Source organism: Parashewanella sp. 2210YD4-3 (assembly GCF_056591735.1).
In genome coordinates this window covers 1-20,083 of record NZ_JBWQOG010000016.1, presented here as the reverse complement: position 1 = coordinate 20,083, position 20,083 = coordinate 1, and the positions used below count along the sequence as shown (strand labels likewise).

Sequence of the window (20,083 nt, the reverse complement as noted above, 5' to 3'; positions counted from 1 at the left end):
TTTTGTATCGTAAAAATGAAACACAGCCAACTTGAATTCTGATTCTGCTCGGTTCAGTGTTTTAAGTAAATAATGGTTAAAAAACCATAACATTCATAAGGTTAAATAAATTTAATCTCATTTTAATTTTATTCACCAACGCCACAAATAAAATTAACCAATTGAAATTAAAAGCAAAAAACATTAAAACTTTATTGCTGATGACTTTGAATGCTGATTTAGCCTTGTAAGCGACAAAAAACATTGAAACATGCAAAATATCACCATGGTATGCTGAACTTCCATATAATCAGGCTATTAGAGGGTTGATGATGGCAACAGCAGCGGCTTCAGTTGGTTCAGCAAACTGCACTCCAAAGGAGGAGACAGTTAATGACACTCCTCCCCCTATGTTAGAAACCTCATCTAATAAAGCTTGGTCTGTTGATCCTCAACAATTACCAACACACAGTGCTGCAACAAGCTTTCACGATTTACCTGTTCTGAACACGCATTCGGCGGAAAATGGACTGGCTAAACGAAGAAAACGCTCAGAAAGGGTACTGTCAATACCACAGAATAATTCAGAGACTAAAGATCGTTCTCGGTCTCACCCAACGCAAGATCCAGAGCAAACTCACAAGGAGAGAACGAAGCGTAGCCTATCAATGATCATGAGGCGAAGTCCAAGTACAACATCCAGTTCAAGCAACGGCTGCTCGAGCGGCTCAACGCCTAGCAGTCCAAATTCTGTCGCTTCGCCTTCAAGTAAAAATGGTGTGTTTAGCTTTTCTCATTCCATAACGGCCAAGGACATCTCAAAGATGCTCACCTCCGAAGAAGGGGGGAGGGAATTACAATCAATGGCATCTATATCAAAAAAACAAATCAATAAAAAAGTAGATAAGAAACCTCTATTACAAATCGCTTGGGAAAATAGACCTGTATCACTCAGTGCCATCGTATTATTAGCAAAACACGGTGCTGACACCAATGTAACCATCCAAGACGGATTAAATATCAAACAACTTTTACTCCAATCATCGAATTTTGATGCCTATATCCAATTATTACTGGAACCCAATTTTCTCATTACTATTGCAGATATTCACGCTCTGCTCGCTAGTGACTTTTCAAAACAATCGATGATAAAGCCGTTCCCTGTATACAAAGCACTGGCTGAAAAAATTCAACAACAAAATATCCAATCCAAAGAACCCATTAACATTGACCTCAAAATCAATGGTACTTCAGTCACTGAGGAAGCCTTAAATAAGAACTGTATTTCCGCCTTTGTGCAGTTTATTCAGCTTGGAGCCGATTTAAGGCAATTATTTAACAACCGTTGCCACCCTAAAAGTGGAGCCCATATTAGAGAAAGGTTTCATTTGGACGAACACTTATTAGCCCTTTTCAATGCCACTCATGTGCACTATCACCCAACACTGCTCAATGCTTTGTTAACACTCCAAGTTTCTGCAACAACTCTTTGCACTTACCTCGAAGGAGCTCAAGCCGTCGACCCTCAATTGACAATAAATCCAAATGAATGTGTCAATGGAAAAACGGCAATGCAACTCGCCATTTCTCAACGAAAGCAAGGCCAAGTAGTGTTAGCGTTAACGTCATTTGGCTTTACGCCCTTTAGCTACATTCCAGAAGGGCAAACTTTGTATCAAGTATTAGATAAAAAAGATTCTACTGACTCATTCATTGAAGCAAGCGGTGAGGTTGAAAAACCAAACTTGTTGTTACTTCACGCTCTTGCTGAACTTCATCAGTCAGTACAAGCAAGAGAAACTTTATTGAGATTTCTTGAAAAAAAATTCACCTCAACCGACACGCTTTTGCTTGAGGGACTCAATGAGCCTGTAGAGCAACAAACCCTTCTACAACGTCTTTGGAAATCAAGAGAAACCAATCAACAAGCCATACTGGCATTATTAAAAACGGGCGTTGATCCTGAGCAACAAGTTACTGAGGGACTGACGTTGAAAGAGGCCTCATTTCAAGCTAAAGATTATGAACTATTGCAAGCTTTGTTTGAGGAAAACTTACTGCGTGTTGAGTTAACTGATATCGCTTTTGGGATCAAACACTCATGGTCATTTCCACTGATTCAAAAAATGCTCCCCAATTGTAGAAAAGTAATAAATCAGCCATTAAAAGGCATCACTCTGTGCCAACAAGTTGCATCTAAAAACAATACGCCATTGCTGGTTGAGCTTTTGATCCAAGGCGCTGATGTTTGTAACGCTTCAGCTTCCGGTGAAACGTTATACGAACTCGTTCAACAACATCAACTTACGGAAACACTAATCAACGCGATATTGAATCATGACTCTTGTGAGCTCAACTTAATTCACGCGTTATTGATTTTACAATGCACAAGCCACCAGCTGTCTCGAAAATTACAACAGATGCGAAAAGGACAACCAAACAATATCGACATCATGTGCCTTCGTAACAATCAAAATGTACTGCATATCGCATGGCAATATGATATCAGTGTGGATCTATTATCCGTTTTGTGTTCACACAATGTGAATGTCAATGATGTCGTTTTTAATGGTCAAAATATCAAAGCCTTATTTAGGCAATCTGACCGCTGGGACGATTTACGCACATTACTGTTAAATGAATCATGCAATATTGAATTGATAGACTTGCATGACATAATCAATAGGCAGTGGGGAACACCATTATTTCGATCAGGACTGTGCCGATTAATCGCTGAGCGACAATCCGATGCCCAAAAAAACGATAAAAAAGATAATTTTTTAGAGACAAAAATAAATAGTAGTTCTTTGCTTGAAATAATTTGTGACAAGGAAGATGCAAAATCATTAGAAGCTATATTTTTGTGTGGCCTACAGCCATCGATAAGCCTCACACAAAGAACCATACTTCATCGAGCAGCTTTAACGAACTCATTAGCCATCTTGAAAATTTTATTAAAATACTTCCATCCTCTTGAAACAGTTGAAACTCGAAGTGTTGATAGCCAGGAGACCCAAAGTTCAACAAGTGCCCAATCACAAAATACGGGGAGCGGTGAGAACCTGAGCTTAAATAATGATGATGTCCAAAGCCGAGGAAGCCACGAAGCACAAAGTGAACACAATGACGACGCTAGCAGTGAAAGTAGTGTTGGAACTCAGTATATAGATGACGAAATGCAAACTGAACTCAGTGATGAAACTAACAGTATAAGCAGTAGCAATACCCAAGTTGCAGATAATGCAGAACTCTATAGACCAGACCAATTGCTTGGTAATACTCCAGTCCATTACGGGATGAAAAATCCAAATTTAGATGTCGTTATTTACCTGTTGAGCAGCGTAGAGACTGATTTTTTACAAAAGAATGAAAACCAACACCACCAAACCCCATATCAAATCGCCTATAGAAGTGGCAATTTGATTCAAGCTTTAAATCAAGTATTTAAAAAACCAGGAAATATAAGCTTCCTAGGTGTTGACCAAGGTGAAATGCCACTGAAGTATAAACAATCAGCAGAACAAGAATACTCAACTGAACAAGCAAAATATCAACAGGAAACTAATATTTTGCAACACCTGCCTACTTTAGAGCAGTCGTTATTAAACCCAGATGCCGAACCACCATCGCTCACGAGTTTGCTGGCATTGTCATCAACTTTGCATCAAAAGCAAATGGATAGATCTGCAGAAAGAGAGGGAGTTATTAAGTCACTAGAGGAAAAGAATGCGGCTCTTGAAACTAAAGTTCGACAACTACAAGCTCAAATTGATAAACAAACCAGCACATTAACAACAGATTTACGCCAGCAACTCACTTTGTAATTGGCAATAAAAAACCCAGCAACTCAGGCTGGGTTTTCAGACGCTTATCTTTTATTTAAGATTAAGCATGACCACGTGCAGCACGTTTACGGTCATTTTCTGTTAGGTTTTTCTTACGAACTCGAATGCTTTCAGGCGTTACTTCTACTAGCTCATCATCATCGATAAATTCTAGTGCACGTTCTAGAGTTAGCTCAATTGGAGGTGTCAGTACCTGTGCTTCATCGGTACCCGATGCACGCATGTTGGTAAGCTGTTTACCTTTTAAGCAGTTAACCGTTAAGTCATTTGAGCGAGCATGAATACCAATCACTTGGCCTTCATATACTTCAGCACCGTGTCCGATAAACAGACGACCACGATCTTGTAGACCAAACAGAGCAAACGTTAACGCTTTGCCGGTTCCGTTTGAAATCAACACACCATTGTTACGCTGACCGATGTCACCATCCAACGCTGGACCATAGTGATCAAACGTGTGGTAAATCAAACCAGTACCTGAGGTAGCTGTTAAGAATTCGGTTTGGAAACCAATCAAGCCACGGCTTGGGATCATAAAGTCGATACGTACACGGCCTTTACCGTCAGGCTGCATATCACGCATATCACCTTTACGCATACCGAGCTTTTCAATCACGCTGCCTTGATGTTCTTCTTCAACGTCAACCGTTACACTTTCGTATGGCTCGCTCATTTGACCATCAATTTCTTTCACGATAACTTCAGGACGTGATACCGCTAGCTCATAGCCTTCACGACGCATGTTCTCAATCAGAATTGATAAGTGAAGTTCACCACGACCAGAAACGCGGAAACGATCTGGGCTGTCAGTTTCTTCAACGCGTAATGCCACGTTGTGAACCAACTCTTGCTCAAGACGCTCAAGAATATTACGTGATGTTACGTATTTACCTTCTTTACCAGCGAACGGAGAGGTGTTCACTTGGAAAGTCATGGTCAATGTAGGCTCATCTACCGATAATGCAGGAAGGGCATCAGGCTGGCCTTGTGGACAAATGGTGTCAGAAATTTTCAGTTCGCCAAGGCCGGTGATTGCAACAATGTCACCCGCATTTGCTTCTTGTACTTCATGACGGTCAAGACCCATATAACCCAATACTTGACCTACTTTACCATTTCGAGTTTCGCCGTCAGCACTCACAACCGTAACTTGTTGGTTAACTTTTACGCTACCACGCTTAATACGGCCAACACCAATAACACCAACGTAAGAGTTATAGTCCAGCTGTGAAATCTGCATTTGGAAGTTACCTTCCGCATCAGCATCTGGACGAGATACTTTCTCAACGATAGCTTCAAACAGCGGCGTCATGTCTTCGCTTTGCTCATCTGGCTCAAGCGTTGCAAAACCGTTTAGCGCTGAAGCATAAACTACAGGGAAGTCTAACTGCTCATCAGTTGCACCTAAGTTATCGAACAAATCAAACACTTGATCCATAACCCAATCAGGACGCGCACCTGGGCGGTCAATCTTGTTGATCACAACAATAGGCTTAAGGCCTTGAGCGAATGCTTTTTTGGTCACGAAGCGAGTTTGTGGCATTGGGCCATCCACTGCATCAACCAATAGCAATACAGAATCAACCATAGACAGAACACGCTCTACTTCACCACCGAAATCGGCGTGTCCTGGAGTATCTACGATGTTAATGCGGTAGTCGTTCCACTTGATGGCAGTATTCTTTGCCAGAATGGTGATCCCACGTTCTTTTTCGAGATCATTTGAATCCATCACGCGCTCAGTGGCTTCGCCGCGCGTTTCAAGGGTACCTGATTGCGCCAATAGTTTATCAACCAAAGTTGTTTTACCGTGGTCAACGTGAGCAATAATCGCGATGTTACGTAATTTTTCTAGCTTAGACACTTTAGCCTCTTACCATCTTATGCCAAACCCAGACAGACTCGTTAATGAGTGCTGCATTTGGCGAAAATATCAAAATCAACATTCAAGAGTGAAACAGGGTTCACCCTCAAAAAGCGTGCTATTCTACTCTAGCTCAGGCTCAAGGCACAGGATTATTTTTTGTTCAATTAAAAATTCATCTTCCAGTAAAGTCCTTTCCACGCACCACATTGGTGCACCCTGATCGCTTCGTGGTGCAAAATGAGTATTTTGCATAACAAAAAATCACGCAATAACACTATATATCAATAACTTAATCTTTTGGCACAATGTTAGCTTAGAACAACACCTAAACAGGTGATGTGATATGATCGCCCCACAATAAAAGCGTACCCTTTCATTCCATTTGGAGATTTAAGCATGTCGATTGTTGCTGTATTAGAACAACTAGAAGAGTTTGATGTAAAATTCGTTGACCTACGTTTCACTGATACTAAAGGTAAAGAACAACACGTATCAATTCCTGCTAGCCAGATCGATGAAGACTTCTTTGAAGATGGAAAAATGTTCGATGGCTCATCTATCGCAGGTTGGAAAGGCATCAACGAATCTGACATGGTATTAATGCCAGATCCAAGCACCTTTGTACTTGATCCTTTCACCGAAGAAACTACCGCACTGATCCGCTGTGACATTCTTGAGCCAAGCACCATGCAAGGTTACGACCGCGATCCACGCTCAATTGCTAAGCGTGCTGAAGACTATTTGCGCTCTACGGGGATTGCAGACACAGTATTAATCGGCCCTGAGCCAGAGTTCTTCTTATTCGATGATGTTCGCTTCAAAACTGACATGGCTGGCAGCATGTACGCCATTGATTCAACAGAAGCCGCTTGGAATTCTGATAAGCAATATGATGATGGCAACACAGGTCACCGTCCAATGGTGAAAGGTGGTTACTTCCCAGTAGCACCGGTTGACTCATCACAAGATCTTCGTAGTGCAATGTGTCTACTTATGGAAGAAATGGGTTTGGTTGTTGAAGCTCATCACCATGAAGTCGCAACCGCAGGTCAAAACGAAATCGCTACTCGCTTTAATACTCTTACCCTTAAAGCGGATGAAACTCAGATCTTAAAATACGTTGTCCACAATGCAGCACACGTCTATGGCAAAACAGCGACCTTTATGCCTAAGCCTGTCGTTGGTGACAATGGTAGCGGCATGCACGTTCACCAATCTCTTGCCAAAGACGGTGTAAACTTATTTGCTGGTGATCAATATGCAGGTCTAAGTGAAATGGCACTTTACTACATTGGTGGTATCATCAAGCACGCTAAAGCGCTAAACGCTTTCACCAACCCAAGCACTAACTCGTATAAGCGTCTGATCCCTCACTTTGAAGCACCAGTTATGCTGGCTTACTCTGCACGTAACCGTTCAGCGTCAATCCGCATTCCTGTAGTGCCAAGCCCGAAAGCACGTCGTATTGAGACTCGCTTCCCAGATCCTATGGCGAATCCGTACCTTGCGTTCTCTGCGCTACTGATGGCTGGCCTTGACGGTATTGAAAACAAAATTCACCCAGGTGATGCAATGGATCAAGACTTATACGATCTACCACCAGAAGTGGCTGACGGTATCCCGCAAGTAGCGACCTCTTTAGAAGAAGCATTATCAAGCCTACAAGCTGATTGTGACTTCCTAACGAAAGGTGGCGTATTCAGTAAAGATTACATCGAGTCATACATTGCGCTGAAAACGGAAGAGGCAGAACGCGTAAGCCGTACTACTCACCCAGTTGAGTTCGAGCTTTACTACAGCTTGTAAACTTATTTATGCTCGTGATATTTGAAGCCGAATAATCGAGATTATTCGGCTTCATTATTTTAACATTTACATCAGGTTAACCTTTATTCAGCCTGACCGCTTTAAGTGGAACTCTTGTTTTACCTACTCTAAGGTTTATTACAAACACTTTTGTAATTTCCCTGAGTTCTATTTGATCAGTACACCACATATCAATAACGGCCTTGTCTATACAGATAACGTTTTTCCACAAGAGCCTGATGAAGTAAGTATCTATTCTTCAAAAACACGCGAAGAACAAGTGCAGCTATTATTAACTGATACTGAACATTGGTTTACTACTGTTGAGCAATTAGATTTAATACAAACTCTTATTAACCATGCTCCCCATTGCCTTATTCCCATTTTGAATGAGCTAAACAAGCAAATTGAACCAGCCAGTTCGCAGTCAATCTGTCAGTTTTTTATCAATTGTGATAACGCATTACAGAGTGGGCAACTTGAAGCTAAAATTTTTTTCCAACAATTGAAATGCGTGATCGATAGAGATGACTTAAGACTTGCAGAACGAATTTCATTACCTTTGCAACGATTACGACATTGGAGTCAACAACAACCCGATTTTATTCTTTACCTATTCTCAAGTAGCCTATCAGTCGTAACAATAAATGATCCTGATGCGTTTCTGAATAAACTGTATTTATTGATAACTTTCGATAAAACAGACTTATCATTAACTCTTGAAGAACACATACAGCTCTCAAAGCTTGTTATATCAGGTTCATGTCCATTAATTTCAAAAGAGGATGCAGAGGCCTTATATAAAAGTAAACTACGCCAGTTATTACAGGTCGACCAATTCAAATCAAGCGAACTACCTGATCAACAATTAGAACTGGCTATTAATACATTAGAGCAATGTAATATTACGCCTGACTCGATACTTTATCCTTGTATAAAGCAACTCTTAGTAACATTAATTCAGCTCGTCGAGCAGCATTTGGGGGCTGGAAGATATGAAAGCGAATACCAATGGGTCGAACCAACTAAAAGCTATTCTGTTACTGCTATATCTACACAGCAGCAAAGGCGACTTGTCGTTTTAGGATTACAGCTGCTCACTCAATACCTTAGGCATAACAAATCCAATGCCCAAGTTAATGCTTGTATTTTGGAGTTAGACAAATATTTATCCGATGAAAAATGGCTTGCGAGCGCAAAACTGACGGATAAAGAATGCGAAAGTATACGTTGTTTATTGCCATTTACTGAACCTCTTGCACCTTCAATAATTCCAGAAATCCCTCAACTAACAAAAGGCAATTACCTAAGTAAAAAATTTCTCTCTCCACCAGTAACTGAGAGGCTACATCATCCCTTACACTCCCAAACTAGAAGCTTAGAGCGACAATTAGTCGCATTAGCTCGACGCTCTTCAACAGATGGGGCATGGAAAATTCTGCGTATCTGCAGATTGTCTTTATCGGCGCTCTGCTCAATATCTTATTACCACAGAGAAATAAGAGATTACTATTTAGCTGGAAGTCTTTTTTATTCCCCCGCAGCAGCGCATTCATTGATGTGTTTATGCTACGGCGATAACAAACTGGCTCAACAAGCTATTCAAGGGAAATTTGATGATACCTTAACAGAAGCTGAAAAAGGTCAGGTAGCCGCAAGGTTCCCTTCACTTGCTCTAACTCAATTTACTCGCTTTCATTTACAAAGAGATAAATTCAACAACTTTACTGAAAAAGAAAAGGCGGCTTGGCTCACCTCAATGTGCTATTTGGTCAATTACTTTGATTATCGGCAAGCATTATATCATTGGGCGAAAACGATGCCACAAACAGAACAACTGCTTTGTCATTGCTTAAATGCTGAACCAAAATTGCTTGATGCAGATACTGCCCATAAGATACTGGATTCAACCAATGAAGATGCGAAATTATTTCTACTCAGTTTATATGGGAGGCAATTACTCGATTTTGGCATTCCCGAAAAGAAAATCGCTGAAGCCTGCACAAGTAAAGCATTAGTCGCACAGCCAGATTTACCCCATGAACTGTCATTAGATGATCAAGTGGATGCCGCTTGCTATAAACGAGTACTGGCCACTCAATTGATGCGAGAGAATACTCAGCAGCTTTCAAACAAACAAGTTAATCTACTTCTTAAAAGTTGGCCACATTTATGGGAATTGGTCGACGCTGAAAGACAGCATATTCCAAGTAAAATTTTTTGTACAAAGCAACACATTGATAGTATTTTGAGTAACGATCAAATTTGGCAATCCCTAACAGGCACAGATGTCTACCATATGTGCATGGACAGTATCGCTCATTGCCTTGAAATTCTGTTAAAGCCAAAGTATCAGCCGCTTGTTCAAAAGTTGTCACCAAAACAGCTTATTAAACTTATTGTTCGAACCCAATTATGGCAACAACTTGACCAAATATGTGGCAACGCTGCGCTCATGGGAAAATTGGTGCCAGAGGATTACTTTCAAGCCTGCTTGGAATACAGCTATGTAACAGAGCATGTGATCAACACTGGCTATTTTGAACAGAACTTTACTCTTCAGCAGCAGTACCAATTACTGATGAAAGCAAGCTCCAAAGCGGTAACATCATTTTGTAATCATAAGACTTCAAACCGATTTTTTAAGTTTTTATCTCATCAGCAGTGGATTAACCTAGCCAATAAGCACGTACAAGTTGCCAAAGTATTATTTACCCAACCAAGTAGATTCGCCACATTATCTCCCAAAGAGCTGTTTACCCTTTGTCAAATGCATCGGGCCATCGCTGAAATGTTAATTGTTGACATGAAAGGGCTTCATCGCCTAGTGCTGGGAAGCAATAAGCGAGAGTGGTTTCAAATCGCCAAACTACACCCTCTATTAACGAGATCTATTCTGGCTCTTGTGGATAAAGGGTTAATCGAAGACATTCGTGATATTGAGTTACTACGTGCTCATGGGACTCATGCGCTATGGCAAGAAATGCTACGTTGGACCTCGGATAAGGTAAAAACTAAGCAACAACTGTTGCTTTACAGAAAACATCAACCCATTAAAACACGTCCATTACCCTTATTATGGAAAAACCAATGTGATTATTTGCATTTCAACCAAAGTAATTGGCTGGATGCTGAACCAACTGCCCGTATATCGCTAGGGTGGTGTTCGGGCTTTTGTTCAGATTTCATTCGCTATGCCATGACCCATAACAGGCCTATATTGTATGCCGATAAAGGCAACGTGACAGCTAAGCCTTGGAGTGTACTACCAGAAAGAATCGCCTATTTGCAAGCTGAGCATACTGAGCTATTTTCATTTGATCATATCCCAGTTTCATTTCGAACCCCACAGAACCACTTGAAAATCAATCGTCGATATTTATTTAAGCTACTCGCACAGCATAAGTATCTGGGTCTTACTACTAAAGAGCATATCTGCTGTTTAGTACTTATCGAGCCAGCCAAGAGCAGCGGGCAATCTGGATATGATGTGTATTTATTTGCGCCCAATAATGGTATTTGGTGCTTTCCTAAATTCCAACTGGACAATCATGCTGATGCATTAGAGGCTCTTATTTTTGAAGAGTTGAATTCAAAATACAAAGAAGGTTGGGAAATTTACGTAAATACGGCTGACATAAAGAAAACCAATACGATCAAAGAATCATTGAAAAAGAAACGGTAATGTTTACTTGCTAAGAAGCGAAAAGTAGTCACTTGCTTAAGCGTTTAGCAAAAACGATTTATCCATTTTGCTTCAGACTCAACAAATGATGAAAAGGGTCTTCTCTATATAGTTGCTACATTGGGCGTTCAAGGCTTTGATTAACCTCTTCAACAGGGTGATGTTCATATATTGAAGAGTTCAATTTGCTTTTCAGGCGCATTAGCAAGTTCTCCATAAGACTGACTCACGTCATTATCACTGCCTTGTATCAGATTGGATGATAATGGTGTTCCAAAAGCACCCGACTGCGCCAATAGCGATTGAATCTCAAACTGCGAAAGCTCGACACGGTAAGTTTCTGTCATTCCTTCCAGCGCATGTTTACTAGCGTTATACGCTCCCATAAAAGGCAGCACGAACTGACCGAAAGTACTGGATATTTGGATCAGTGTTCCATTCTGACGCAACTTCATATATGGCAGCACCGCTCGGATCATTCTCTGCACCCCGAACACATTAATATCAAATACAGTTTTAAAGTCATTAATCGTAAAACTCTCTTGCCAACCCAAGGTCCCTCTGCCTGCATTGTTGATCAAGGCATCTATCTCTCCGACGTCTTCAATTGCTTGAGCCACTCCATTGATCACACTTTTATCATCAGTCACATCAATGGCAACCACTCGTGCCCCTTTCAATTGAAGTTCATCGGCAATCGCTAAATCTTTTCCATAAGGATCACGCATTGACGCAACCACAGTAAATCCATTATCCAGTAAGGTATTTACTATTAAAAAAACTAAACCCTCTAGCAGAGCCTGTGACTAATACTGATGTTCCCATACTACGACCTAATACAATTCAAAACTTCAAAATAAAACTATATTGAGCTAACTCCATGAATTTAAGCTGAATCAGCCATAAATCAAATAAGGTAAAAGGATGAATGAATTAATTATCAAATTGATTTATCATCTTGATAATTAATCACTTATAACAAGGAAGATAAGTTGTTAATTCCAATAAAAAAGCAGCACATTCCATTTCTCTTTTTTACCTTAATTTCAGTATGGTGGGCGTATTACTATCAATCCAATACTTGGTTAAACGAGTACGGAGAAGCTAAGTTTGAATGGCTGTATTTACTGGATGGCTTAATATCAATTCCGCTCATTTGATTTTATGTATCAAAGACAAAAAGCAAGCGCTCATAAAATCCATCAGCTACTTGCTGTTGGTAATTCTTATTGGCCGTTTTATTATTCCAGAGCCTAAGCAAGAAATATGGTCTTATTTAGCAGCATTACGCTATTTGATCATTCCACTATTTTTGGCCTTTGAAATTTTTACTATTTTTACTGTTTATGTCGGGATTAAATCGGCGCTTTCCGAAAATATGGATCCCGATAGCGCTATTGCAGCGCCGATTGAAAAGGCATTCGGCAAAGGTATTATCACCCAAATATTAAGTTTTGAAGCCAGAATCTGGACCTTTGCTTTGTTCGCAAATAAGGTCAACCCTAAACACTTTAAAGGCGATAGACATTTTAGCTATCACAACAAAGACGGAGCACAATCAAACGCTCTCGGCTTTATTTTGTTGTTTATATTTGAGATCCCGATAGTTCATTTATTGGTGCATTTTACTTGGTCTGCTGCGGCGGCGAATATTGTTTCGCTAGTCACCTTACTAGGTATGACTTTTTTGATTGCTGAATATCGAGCACTGTCTCGTCGTCCAATATCAATCGACAGCCAACACCTTTATATTCGCTATGGTGTGTTTAACCCAATTATCCTTGAGCTTTGCAATATTGAAACGGCTGAACTCAACCAAAAATGGATAAAACGCGCACCTCATATCAAGCGCTATAATTTCTCTGGCTCGCCCAATATCAAATTGGTGTTAAAGCAAGCAATAGGAGAAATAAAAGAAGTGTATTTGGGCGTTGATAACCCAAGAGCATTCATCGCAAAGATTGATGAAAGAGAAAAATCGTACTGAAAATATTAATGAAGTGCTCAACCTATTGATTGAGCACTTCATTAGCAAATTAAGCAAACACTTCCTGAAGAGGAGGTACAACTTGCTTCTTACGGCTTAACACACCTGGTAACCAAGAGCGGCCATTTTCTGATGCAATCTTGTACGCTTTTTCACTTAAATCAGCATCATCACTCACAACTAACAGCTCTGAGCCTTCTTTCATAATGTCAGTAAGTAATAACATTACAGTGTGACGATTGCCTTCTTCTTTAAGTGCCGCAATATCGGCTTCTAAATCGGCTTTAATATCATCAAATACGGCTAAGTCAACGACTTCAAGCTGACCAATACCTACAAGGTTACCGTTCATGTTAAAGTCTTTAAAATCACGCATCACAAGCTCACGTGGCTTAGCGCCTTTTACATCAGACTTCACGTTAAACATGTCCATGCCTACCGCTTTAAAGTCTTCGATACCTGCGACTTCAGCTAGGGCTTCAACACAACGAATATCGGCTGTTGTACAAGTTGGTGATTTGAATATGACGGTATCGCTCAAAATTGCACACATCATGATGCCAGCAATGTCTTTAGGGATCTCAACATTGTAAAAGTCATACATCATCTTAATGACTGTGTTTGAACAACCTACCGGGCGGATCCAGCATTCAAGCGGTGTAGACGTAGTTAGATCACCCAATTTATGGTGATCAACAATACCAACAATGGTTGCTTCAGCAATATCGTCAGGCGCTTGAGTTAATTCTGAGTGGTCAACAATATAAACGTCTTCACCCGCATAGCTCATTTTAAGTTCTGGCGCTTCAAAACCGAACTTATCTAAAATGAATTGTGTTTCTGGTGAAAGCTCACCTAAACGAGATGCTTTTGCTGGTTCACCAATCTGATTTTTTAGGTAAGCCAAAGCGATGGCGCCACAAATTGAATCAGAATCAGGGATCTTGTGTCCCACTACATACATTGACATTGCTCATAGTCTCCAAGTTATTTGCTAGGATTTTAACAAAATTCATCCCATTTCAAAAATATCTCTGAAATGGGGTAAAATACCCTTTTTACCACTCAAGAATTTTCATGCTTTCTCATGCTCGTGCGGCTCAGCCTTCATACATTGTTATCCCGCAACAGGTATTACCTGACACCACAGTTGTTCATTTTCTTAGCCAACAGTTCCCTCATATTGAATATGCTGTTTGGCAGCAGCGGATTTGTGATAACAAGGTGTTTTGGCAAGACGGAACAATGATTGAGTTAACAACGTTATGCCGCCCTACTCAGCGCGTTTACTATTTTCGTGAAGTAGAACAAGAAGCTAAGGTGCCGTTTCAAGAGGAGATTTTATTTGAAAACGAACGATTTTTAATTGTTTATAAACCCCATTTTTTGCCTGTCACCCCAAGCGGTAATCACGTTAACGAGTGTCTTGTACACCGTCTAAGACTAAAAACAGGTATAGACACGATTGCACCAGCACACCGCTTAGATAAAGATACCGCCGGAGTCATGTTATTTACTAAAGATCCTCAATACAGAGGCACCTATCATAATTTGTTTTCAAATGGTGACATTGAAAAACATTATCAAGCCCTTGCTGTGCTAACGAAAACAATAGAAAAGGAGTTTTCAGCAAAAAAAGTAATGAACTGGACAGTCAAAAATTGCCTTGAACGCTCAACGCCATCATTTTTAGTCAAGGTCGCTGAAGGAGACGTAAATTCACACTCTGAGATCTCATTGGTTGAAACTCACCAAGGAATAGGATTATTTGAACTTAGTCCGATTACCGGTCGCACCCATCAACTGCGAGTTCATATGCAAAGCTTAGGGATGCCTATTTTAAATGATCGCTTTTATCCAACATTACAAATCAAACCCAAAATGATCGATGACCACTTTTTTGAAAAACCGCTAAAATTGTTGGCTCATAAATTAAGTTTTACTGATCCTATTTCAAAGCAAACTTTTTCGTTTAGTTGCCAACCATGGACGTTAAGCCATGAGAGGAAGTAGTACTTCTTCCCCTCTTAAACTGCCTAACCTCTTAAGCGGTATTCGTTCGTTATATTTTTCAAATTCCGATGTCGTCAGCAGCGAAACTAACCATTCACAGCCACTAATGTCCCCAATGTAGGAAAATAATTTTTCTTTTTCTTGCTCTTTGAGCTTCAAGAACTGTGCTTTGCACTGTGATAGTTGCTCTTCGCAGCTTCTGAGTAAGGCTAAATGGATTAAACGTTCTTGTATACAGGGATTGAGGTTATGCATTGCATCTTTTTTAAGACGCCCCATAGCATCATTATGTGAAGTAAAAACCAGCGACTGTTGATGTGCTTCTTGTGACATTTTACGGTCAACCGCCGTCACAACCTCTGCACACTCCTCACGGGATGACATTTGCTCCGATAAATCTTGAATAGGCTCAGCTATTTGTTGTATCACATCCATTACGTCATCAATTTTTTCAGTGACATCTGACGCTGAGGTTCTGGGTAATAACGCACCAAAACTGCACAATAACCGAGTGATTCCAGATGTTCTTTCAGCCCAACGTCTTGCTTTTGTTTGCTCTACGTTCCGCCAAGTAAAAAAGCGAAAAGAGAGGTTAGCAAGCATATCCCAACCGAACTCTTGAGAGGGCTGCTCTTTCTTTGTGTTATGCAACTCTATAGAAGCACCAACAGTATCAGAGGCACTGATCCCAAAACTGAGCATAGCAAATAGCAACAAAGGCGCCCCTAAGCCTAACGTAAAAACCGTTATCGAAGCAGCAATGCCTATTCCGACAAACAACACTCCACTTGTAATGCTTTTAGTCACTAGGTTCCATTTTGCATGCTTGAGCTTAGATTCTTTTAACTCCTTTAGAGCCTGATTTTTTTGTTCCCTGACTCTTTGTGCATCCTCGCTAAACTCTATATTAATCTTGCGAGCTTCTTCGAATGGCTGAAACATAAGTGCATGCTGCTTTATTTCATCATCCGTAACAGTAGGCGGTTGTATTTCAACATTAACGTCTTCCAGACTATGCGATAGTTCAACTTGATCGCTATTTGCTTTCGAGACCAATTGATTCCAAGCCATTAGTTGTCTTTTTACTATCGTTAATTCAGCATCCGTCCGTTTAATTTGCTCCTCTACATTCACTTTTTCTTTAATGATTTTATCTGCAAACTCTTGTTCAATTCTCATTTGTTCATCTGTGATTTTTTTTAGTTTTTTTTCTTTTTCCACCAAAGCGAGATAGACTTGATATCTGACTTTTTGCTCAATTCTATGATGTGAAACAGAGTCTTGTGTTTCCGGTAAAACTTGAGACTGCTCGACGCCAAAAATAACGCCTTGCTCCACCACTTCATCCACGGCTTGAATGATGCCTGCTGGAGTACTTAAAAACTCTGGAGAAGCTTCTAAAAAGCCAATCAGAGCAATACCAAGTAATACTTTAACGGATACAGAACCTATTTTCGCTGTGACTCTAGCGTGCTTTGGTTTAACCCCTGCTTTGGCCAAAAGAGCATAAACGCCATTAGCGATAGAATCATCAGCCATGGGCAATCCTCTTAGTCCTTTTTTTTTATCAGAGAGATCTTTTAATGCGCACATGAGATCGGCCAATGTAATCAGTGTTAATACCCCAAAAATCACTGTGACGGGTGCCCCTTGCCCTCCTGTAGCAGCTGTAATACCAAGAGAGACAATTAAAGCAAAAATGCTCACGCCTAGAGCGGCTAATTTAAGAAAAAACCGCTTCTTTGCTAGATTAATACGCTCTTGCTGTGCTCTTTCTCGTGACTCTTCGAACTCCAGTTTTGAGGCTTTAACTTGCTCACTTACCGTAGTAAGTAGTGCTTTACGTGAACTTGTCCTTGAAGCCGTTATGTCTATCTGATTTGGATGAAATGTTGTTAATGCAGACGAAGAGTTGATAGCAGAGCGCATTGGAGGAGTATCTGATGGAGGAGTAACTATAACGGTAGGAACTTTTTTATCTTGCTCTGAACATTCATCAGCTGAAGCAGAGTTTGTATCGCTATAAGTACTTACCAATGCTGGAGCAAGACTTATATCACCAACGACAGCCATACTACCTCTTTATGTGTAATACAGCTCTTCCCTGAGGATTAAAAGAAAATGTTACTTATTAATTTCTTCTAGCAACTTACGAGCATGCTGACCAATCTCGTAATGTTCAGGTTTGGTAAAACTTTGAGATATAGCCGTTTGCAACGCATCTATCGCCGAGGCTTCATCCCCTAAGCTCAAAAAACATTGAGCAATACGAAAGGTCGCACCAGGATCACAAGCATCCATTAATAATGCATACCCATAAAAATTCATCGCGTGCTTAAATTCACCTAACCAATGAAAAGTTGAACCTAGTGCCATATGGAATCGGCGATCATAAGGTTGGTGCATCACAAGATAACTAAAGTCGGCTAATGCCTCTTCTGGTTTTTCAGCATGATACTTTTCTAAGCCTTTCGCATATAGGTCTTCGAGCTCTTGAGGGCTGATCCCTTTTGCTTCAGCCAAAGTCTTATGCTCGACTAACGCTTGATGGCACGCTTCTTCCAGCTGTTTGATATCGACTTCCCAGTCAGGATCACGCTGCTTCATTTAAGACTCCTAATGATGTGGACTGATCATCAGTATAGACTGTATTGCACTAATGCCATTTCAATGCGATAGTTTACGAAAATTCTCATGGACTCGGAGAACTCAACCATGAATGGGTTTAAATCATTAGCCACATTACCCCAGCAATTATCTTTTGTAAGGACCTTTGCTTGCTTTTTAGTTCACTTGTTTAACCGCTTTAAACAAGACCAAATCAACATTGTTGCAGGCCATCTAACCTACGTTACCTTACTGTCATTGGTCCCCATCGTGGCCGTAATGATGTCGATGCTGTCCATTTTTCCCGTATTTCAGGGAATACGAGAATTGATAGAACAATTCATTTATCAAAACTTTTTACCCTCCGCCAATGACATCATTCAGTCCAACATCAACAAGTTTGTTAATAACGCTTCTAAGGGCACCACTATTGGTATCATGGTATTAGTCGTTGTGGCCTTAATGCTGATCTCAACGGTAGATCGCACATTAAACAAAATTTGGCGAATCAAGAAAAAACGTCGCTGGGCCATTTCGTTTTCTATGTATTGGATGGTATTAACCCTTGGCCCAATATTTGTTGGAGCCAGTTTAGCCGCAAGCTCTTACTTGATCTCATTAAAGTTTTTTAATGATCCCCAAGTGGCACCATTCTTTATCTCTAAGCTTCCTATGTTATTTTCTTTTGCCGCTTTTTTTATGCTTTATCTGACTGTTCCAAACACACACGTAAACTGGAAGCATGGACTTATTGGTGCCGCATGCGCATCCTTTTTGTTCGAAGCAGGCAAAAAAGTATTCGCTTTTTATCTCACTCACTTTCCAAGTTATGAAGCTATCTACGGAACACTAGCCACCATCCCGATCTTATTTGTTTGGGTGTATATTTCATGGATGATCGTGTTATTAGGCGCATTAATTACGGCTGCATTACCAGAATTTTTTAATCAAATACAAGAACAACAAGATGAAAGCTATCATTCAAAGAGTCAGTCAAGCTAAGGTTGAAGTAGACCAAACCACAATAGGTCAGATACAAAAAGGGTTACTGATATTATTAGGTGTTGAGCAACAAGATACGCCTAAAGATGCCGAAACACTTGCTCAAAGGATCATTAACTATCGCGTTTTTTCAGATGATGCTGGAAAAATGAATCTTAATCTTGAGCAAGTTCAGGGAGAGTTACTGGTTATTTCTCAATTCACCCTTGCAGCAGATACCAGTCGAGGGCGTAGGCCAAGTTTTTCATCAGCAGGGACGCCAGAACAAGCTAATGCCCTATATCAACATTTTATTGAATACTGTCAGCAGCAAGGAGTGATAACTGAAACAGGGAGTTTCGGCGCCGATATGCAAGTTAGCCTCACCAATGATGGGCCAGTTACCTTTATCTTGGAAACAAAAAAATGACCACACCTCATATAGAATCATTAATTGCTGAACTAGAAACGACTTGGCATAGCACCATTCCAATTTCTAAAGCCATGAGCATTACCCCTGTCAGTTATAAAGATAAAGAGTTTGTCGTCACCGCTCCTGTAGAGCCAAATATAAACTGTCACCAGACTATGTTTGCGGGTTCGATATCAACCTTAGCAACTTTAACTGGCTGGGGCGTATTCTGGCTTAACCATAAACTTCAACACGTCAAAGGAGATATCGTCTTAGCGAAAGGCGACATAAGGTACCTAGCCCCTATCGACTCCCAACCACAAGCTAAAGTCAAATGGGTAAATAAAGACCTAACAGAGCTGAACGTCGCAAAGAAGCAGCGGGTAACGCTCAAGGTTGAAATTTTTTGCAAAGACACATTATGTGCAAGATTTGAGGGGGTATACGTTAGCCTGCCCGTTTGATTCATATACCAGCAACGAACCTAACCTTTATAAACATCGTCTTTGCCCTACTCAACACGAGTGATGATGCATGCAAACTACGCATGCAATCTCTCTATTCCCATGTTCGATTTAATTATTTTCAAAAAGCAAAGACAAAAAAACCCCGAGCATTTCTGCGCGGGGCACTTTCGTATTTGGCGTCTGGCAATGACCTACTCTCACATGGGGAAACCCCACACTACCATCGGCGAGACTGCGTTTCACTTCTGAGTTCGGGATGGGATCAGGTGGTACCACAGTTCTATTGTCACCAGACAAATTCTTTTCAATTTTATAATGGTGCTGATACCCAGAATCGAACTGGGGACCTCATCCTTACCAAGGATGCGCTCTACCGACTGAGCCATATCAGCGAAATAAAGCATCTTTACTTTTAGTGCCAGTAAAGATTTATA

13 protein-coding genes, 1 tRNA gene and 1 rRNA gene are annotated in these 20,083 nt (G+C 40.5%); 8 read left to right on the top strand and 7 right to left on the bottom strand.

Annotated elements, in window-relative coordinates; genetic code table 11:
* Positions 1 to 308: 308 nt before the first annotated feature.
* Positions 309 to 3,803, top strand: coding sequence for a hypothetical protein (locus AC1EU0_RS18235; protein ID WP_480304090.1), 3,495 nt, complete (start codon positions 309 to 311; stop codon positions 3,801 to 3,803).
* A gap of 61 nt (positions 3,804 to 3,864) precedes the next feature.
* On the opposite strand, the gene typA is transcribed toward AC1EU0_RS18235, so the two are convergent.
* A complete protein-coding gene (gene typA / locus AC1EU0_RS18230) occupies positions 3,865 to 5,688 on the bottom strand; it encodes a translational GTPase TypA (RefSeq protein WP_480304088.1) in 1,824 nt (607 codons plus the stop codon).
* Positions 5,689 to 6,087: 399 nt separating this feature from the next.
* Between typA and glnA the strand changes: the two genes are divergently transcribed.
* Both glnA and AC1EU0_RS18220 read left to right on the top strand, forming a co-directional pair.
* Positions 6,088 to 7,497 carry a glutamate--ammonia ligase gene (gene glnA / locus AC1EU0_RS18225; RefSeq protein WP_480304086.1) on the top strand — a complete coding sequence of 470 codons (1,410 nt, stop codon included), beginning with the start codon at positions 6,088 to 6,090 and terminating at the stop codon, positions 7,495 to 7,497.
* Between the two features lie 172 nt (positions 7,498 to 7,669).
* Positions 7,670 to 11,182, top strand: coding sequence for a hypothetical protein (locus AC1EU0_RS18220; protein WP_480304084.1), 3,513 nt, complete (start codon positions 7,670 to 7,672; stop codon positions 11,180 to 11,182).
* Positions 11,183 to 11,346: 164 nt separating this feature from the next.
* On the opposite strand, the gene AC1EU0_RS18215 is transcribed toward AC1EU0_RS18220, so the two are convergent.
* A complete protein-coding gene (locus AC1EU0_RS18215) occupies positions 11,347 to 11,910 on the bottom strand; it encodes an SDR family NAD(P)-dependent oxidoreductase (protein ID WP_480304082.1) in 564 nt (187 codons plus the stop codon).
* Positions 11,911 to 12,296: 386 nt separating this feature from the next.
* On the opposite strand from AC1EU0_RS18215, the gene AC1EU0_RS18210 reads away from it, so the two are divergent.
* Positions 12,297 to 13,169, top strand: coding sequence for a hypothetical protein (locus AC1EU0_RS18210; RefSeq protein WP_480304081.1), 873 nt, complete (start codon positions 12,297 to 12,299; stop codon positions 13,167 to 13,169).
* Positions 13,170 to 13,218: 49 nt separating this feature from the next.
* Here the strand turns inward: AC1EU0_RS18210 and AC1EU0_RS18205 are convergent, their stop codons facing one another.
* Positions 13,219 to 14,139: a manganese-dependent inorganic pyrophosphatase gene (locus tag AC1EU0_RS18205; protein ID WP_480304079.1), complete on the bottom strand. Its 921-nt coding sequence runs from the start codon at positions 14,137 to 14,139 to the stop codon at positions 13,219 to 13,221.
* A gap of 107 nt (positions 14,140 to 14,246) precedes the next feature.
* Between AC1EU0_RS18205 and AC1EU0_RS18200 the strand changes: the two genes are divergently transcribed.
* On the top strand, positions 14,247 to 15,182 hold the full coding sequence (locus tag AC1EU0_RS18200; protein ID WP_480304077.1) for a pseudouridine synthase: 936 nt from the start codon (positions 14,247 to 14,249) through the stop codon (positions 15,180 to 15,182).
* Here AC1EU0_RS18200 and AC1EU0_RS18195 read toward each other — a convergent pair.
* Positions 15,162 to 17,255, bottom strand: a complete 2,094-nt coding sequence (locus AC1EU0_RS18195) for a hypothetical protein (protein ID WP_480304075.1) — start codon at positions 17,253 to 17,255, stop codon at positions 15,162 to 15,164. The genes AC1EU0_RS18200 and AC1EU0_RS18195 overlap by 21 nt on opposite strands.
* A 51-nt stretch (positions 17,256 to 17,306) precedes the next feature.
* A complete protein-coding gene (locus AC1EU0_RS18190; protein ID WP_480304073.1) occupies positions 17,307 to 17,789 on the bottom strand; it encodes a SycD/LcrH family type III secretion system chaperone in 483 nt (160 codons plus the stop codon).
* Positions 17,790 to 17,897: 108 nt separating this feature from the next.
* Between AC1EU0_RS18190 and AC1EU0_RS18185 the strand changes: the two genes are divergently transcribed.
* From AC1EU0_RS18185 to AC1EU0_RS18175, 3 genes are read left to right on the top strand one after another with little or no spacing between them, the layout of a single operon-like run.
* Positions 17,898 to 18,791: a virulence factor BrkB family protein gene (locus AC1EU0_RS18185; RefSeq protein ID WP_480304072.1), complete on the top strand. Its 894-nt coding sequence runs from the start codon at positions 17,898 to 17,900 to the stop codon at positions 18,789 to 18,791.
* Positions 18,757 to 19,200 carry a D-aminoacyl-tRNA deacylase gene (gene dtd, locus AC1EU0_RS18180; protein WP_480304070.1) on the top strand — a complete coding sequence of 148 codons (444 nt, stop codon included), beginning with the start codon at positions 18,757 to 18,759 and terminating at the stop codon, positions 19,198 to 19,200. Before AC1EU0_RS18185 ends, dtd begins: the two co-directional genes overlap by 35 nt.
* Positions 19,197 to 19,646, top strand: coding sequence for a thioesterase domain-containing protein (locus AC1EU0_RS18175; protein WP_480304069.1), 450 nt, complete (start codon positions 19,197 to 19,199; stop codon positions 19,644 to 19,646). Before dtd ends, AC1EU0_RS18175 begins: the two co-directional genes overlap by 4 nt.
* A 181-nt stretch (positions 19,647 to 19,827) precedes the next feature.
* On the opposite strand, the gene rrf is transcribed toward AC1EU0_RS18175, so the two are convergent.
* Positions 19,828 to 19,943: ribosomal RNA gene (gene rrf / locus AC1EU0_RS18170) — 5S ribosomal RNA — on the bottom strand.
* Positions 19,944 to 19,965: 22 nt separating this feature from the next.
* Positions 19,966 to 20,041, bottom strand: a tRNA-Thr gene (locus AC1EU0_RS18165).
* Between the last annotated feature and the right edge of the window lie 42 nt (positions 20,042 to 20,083).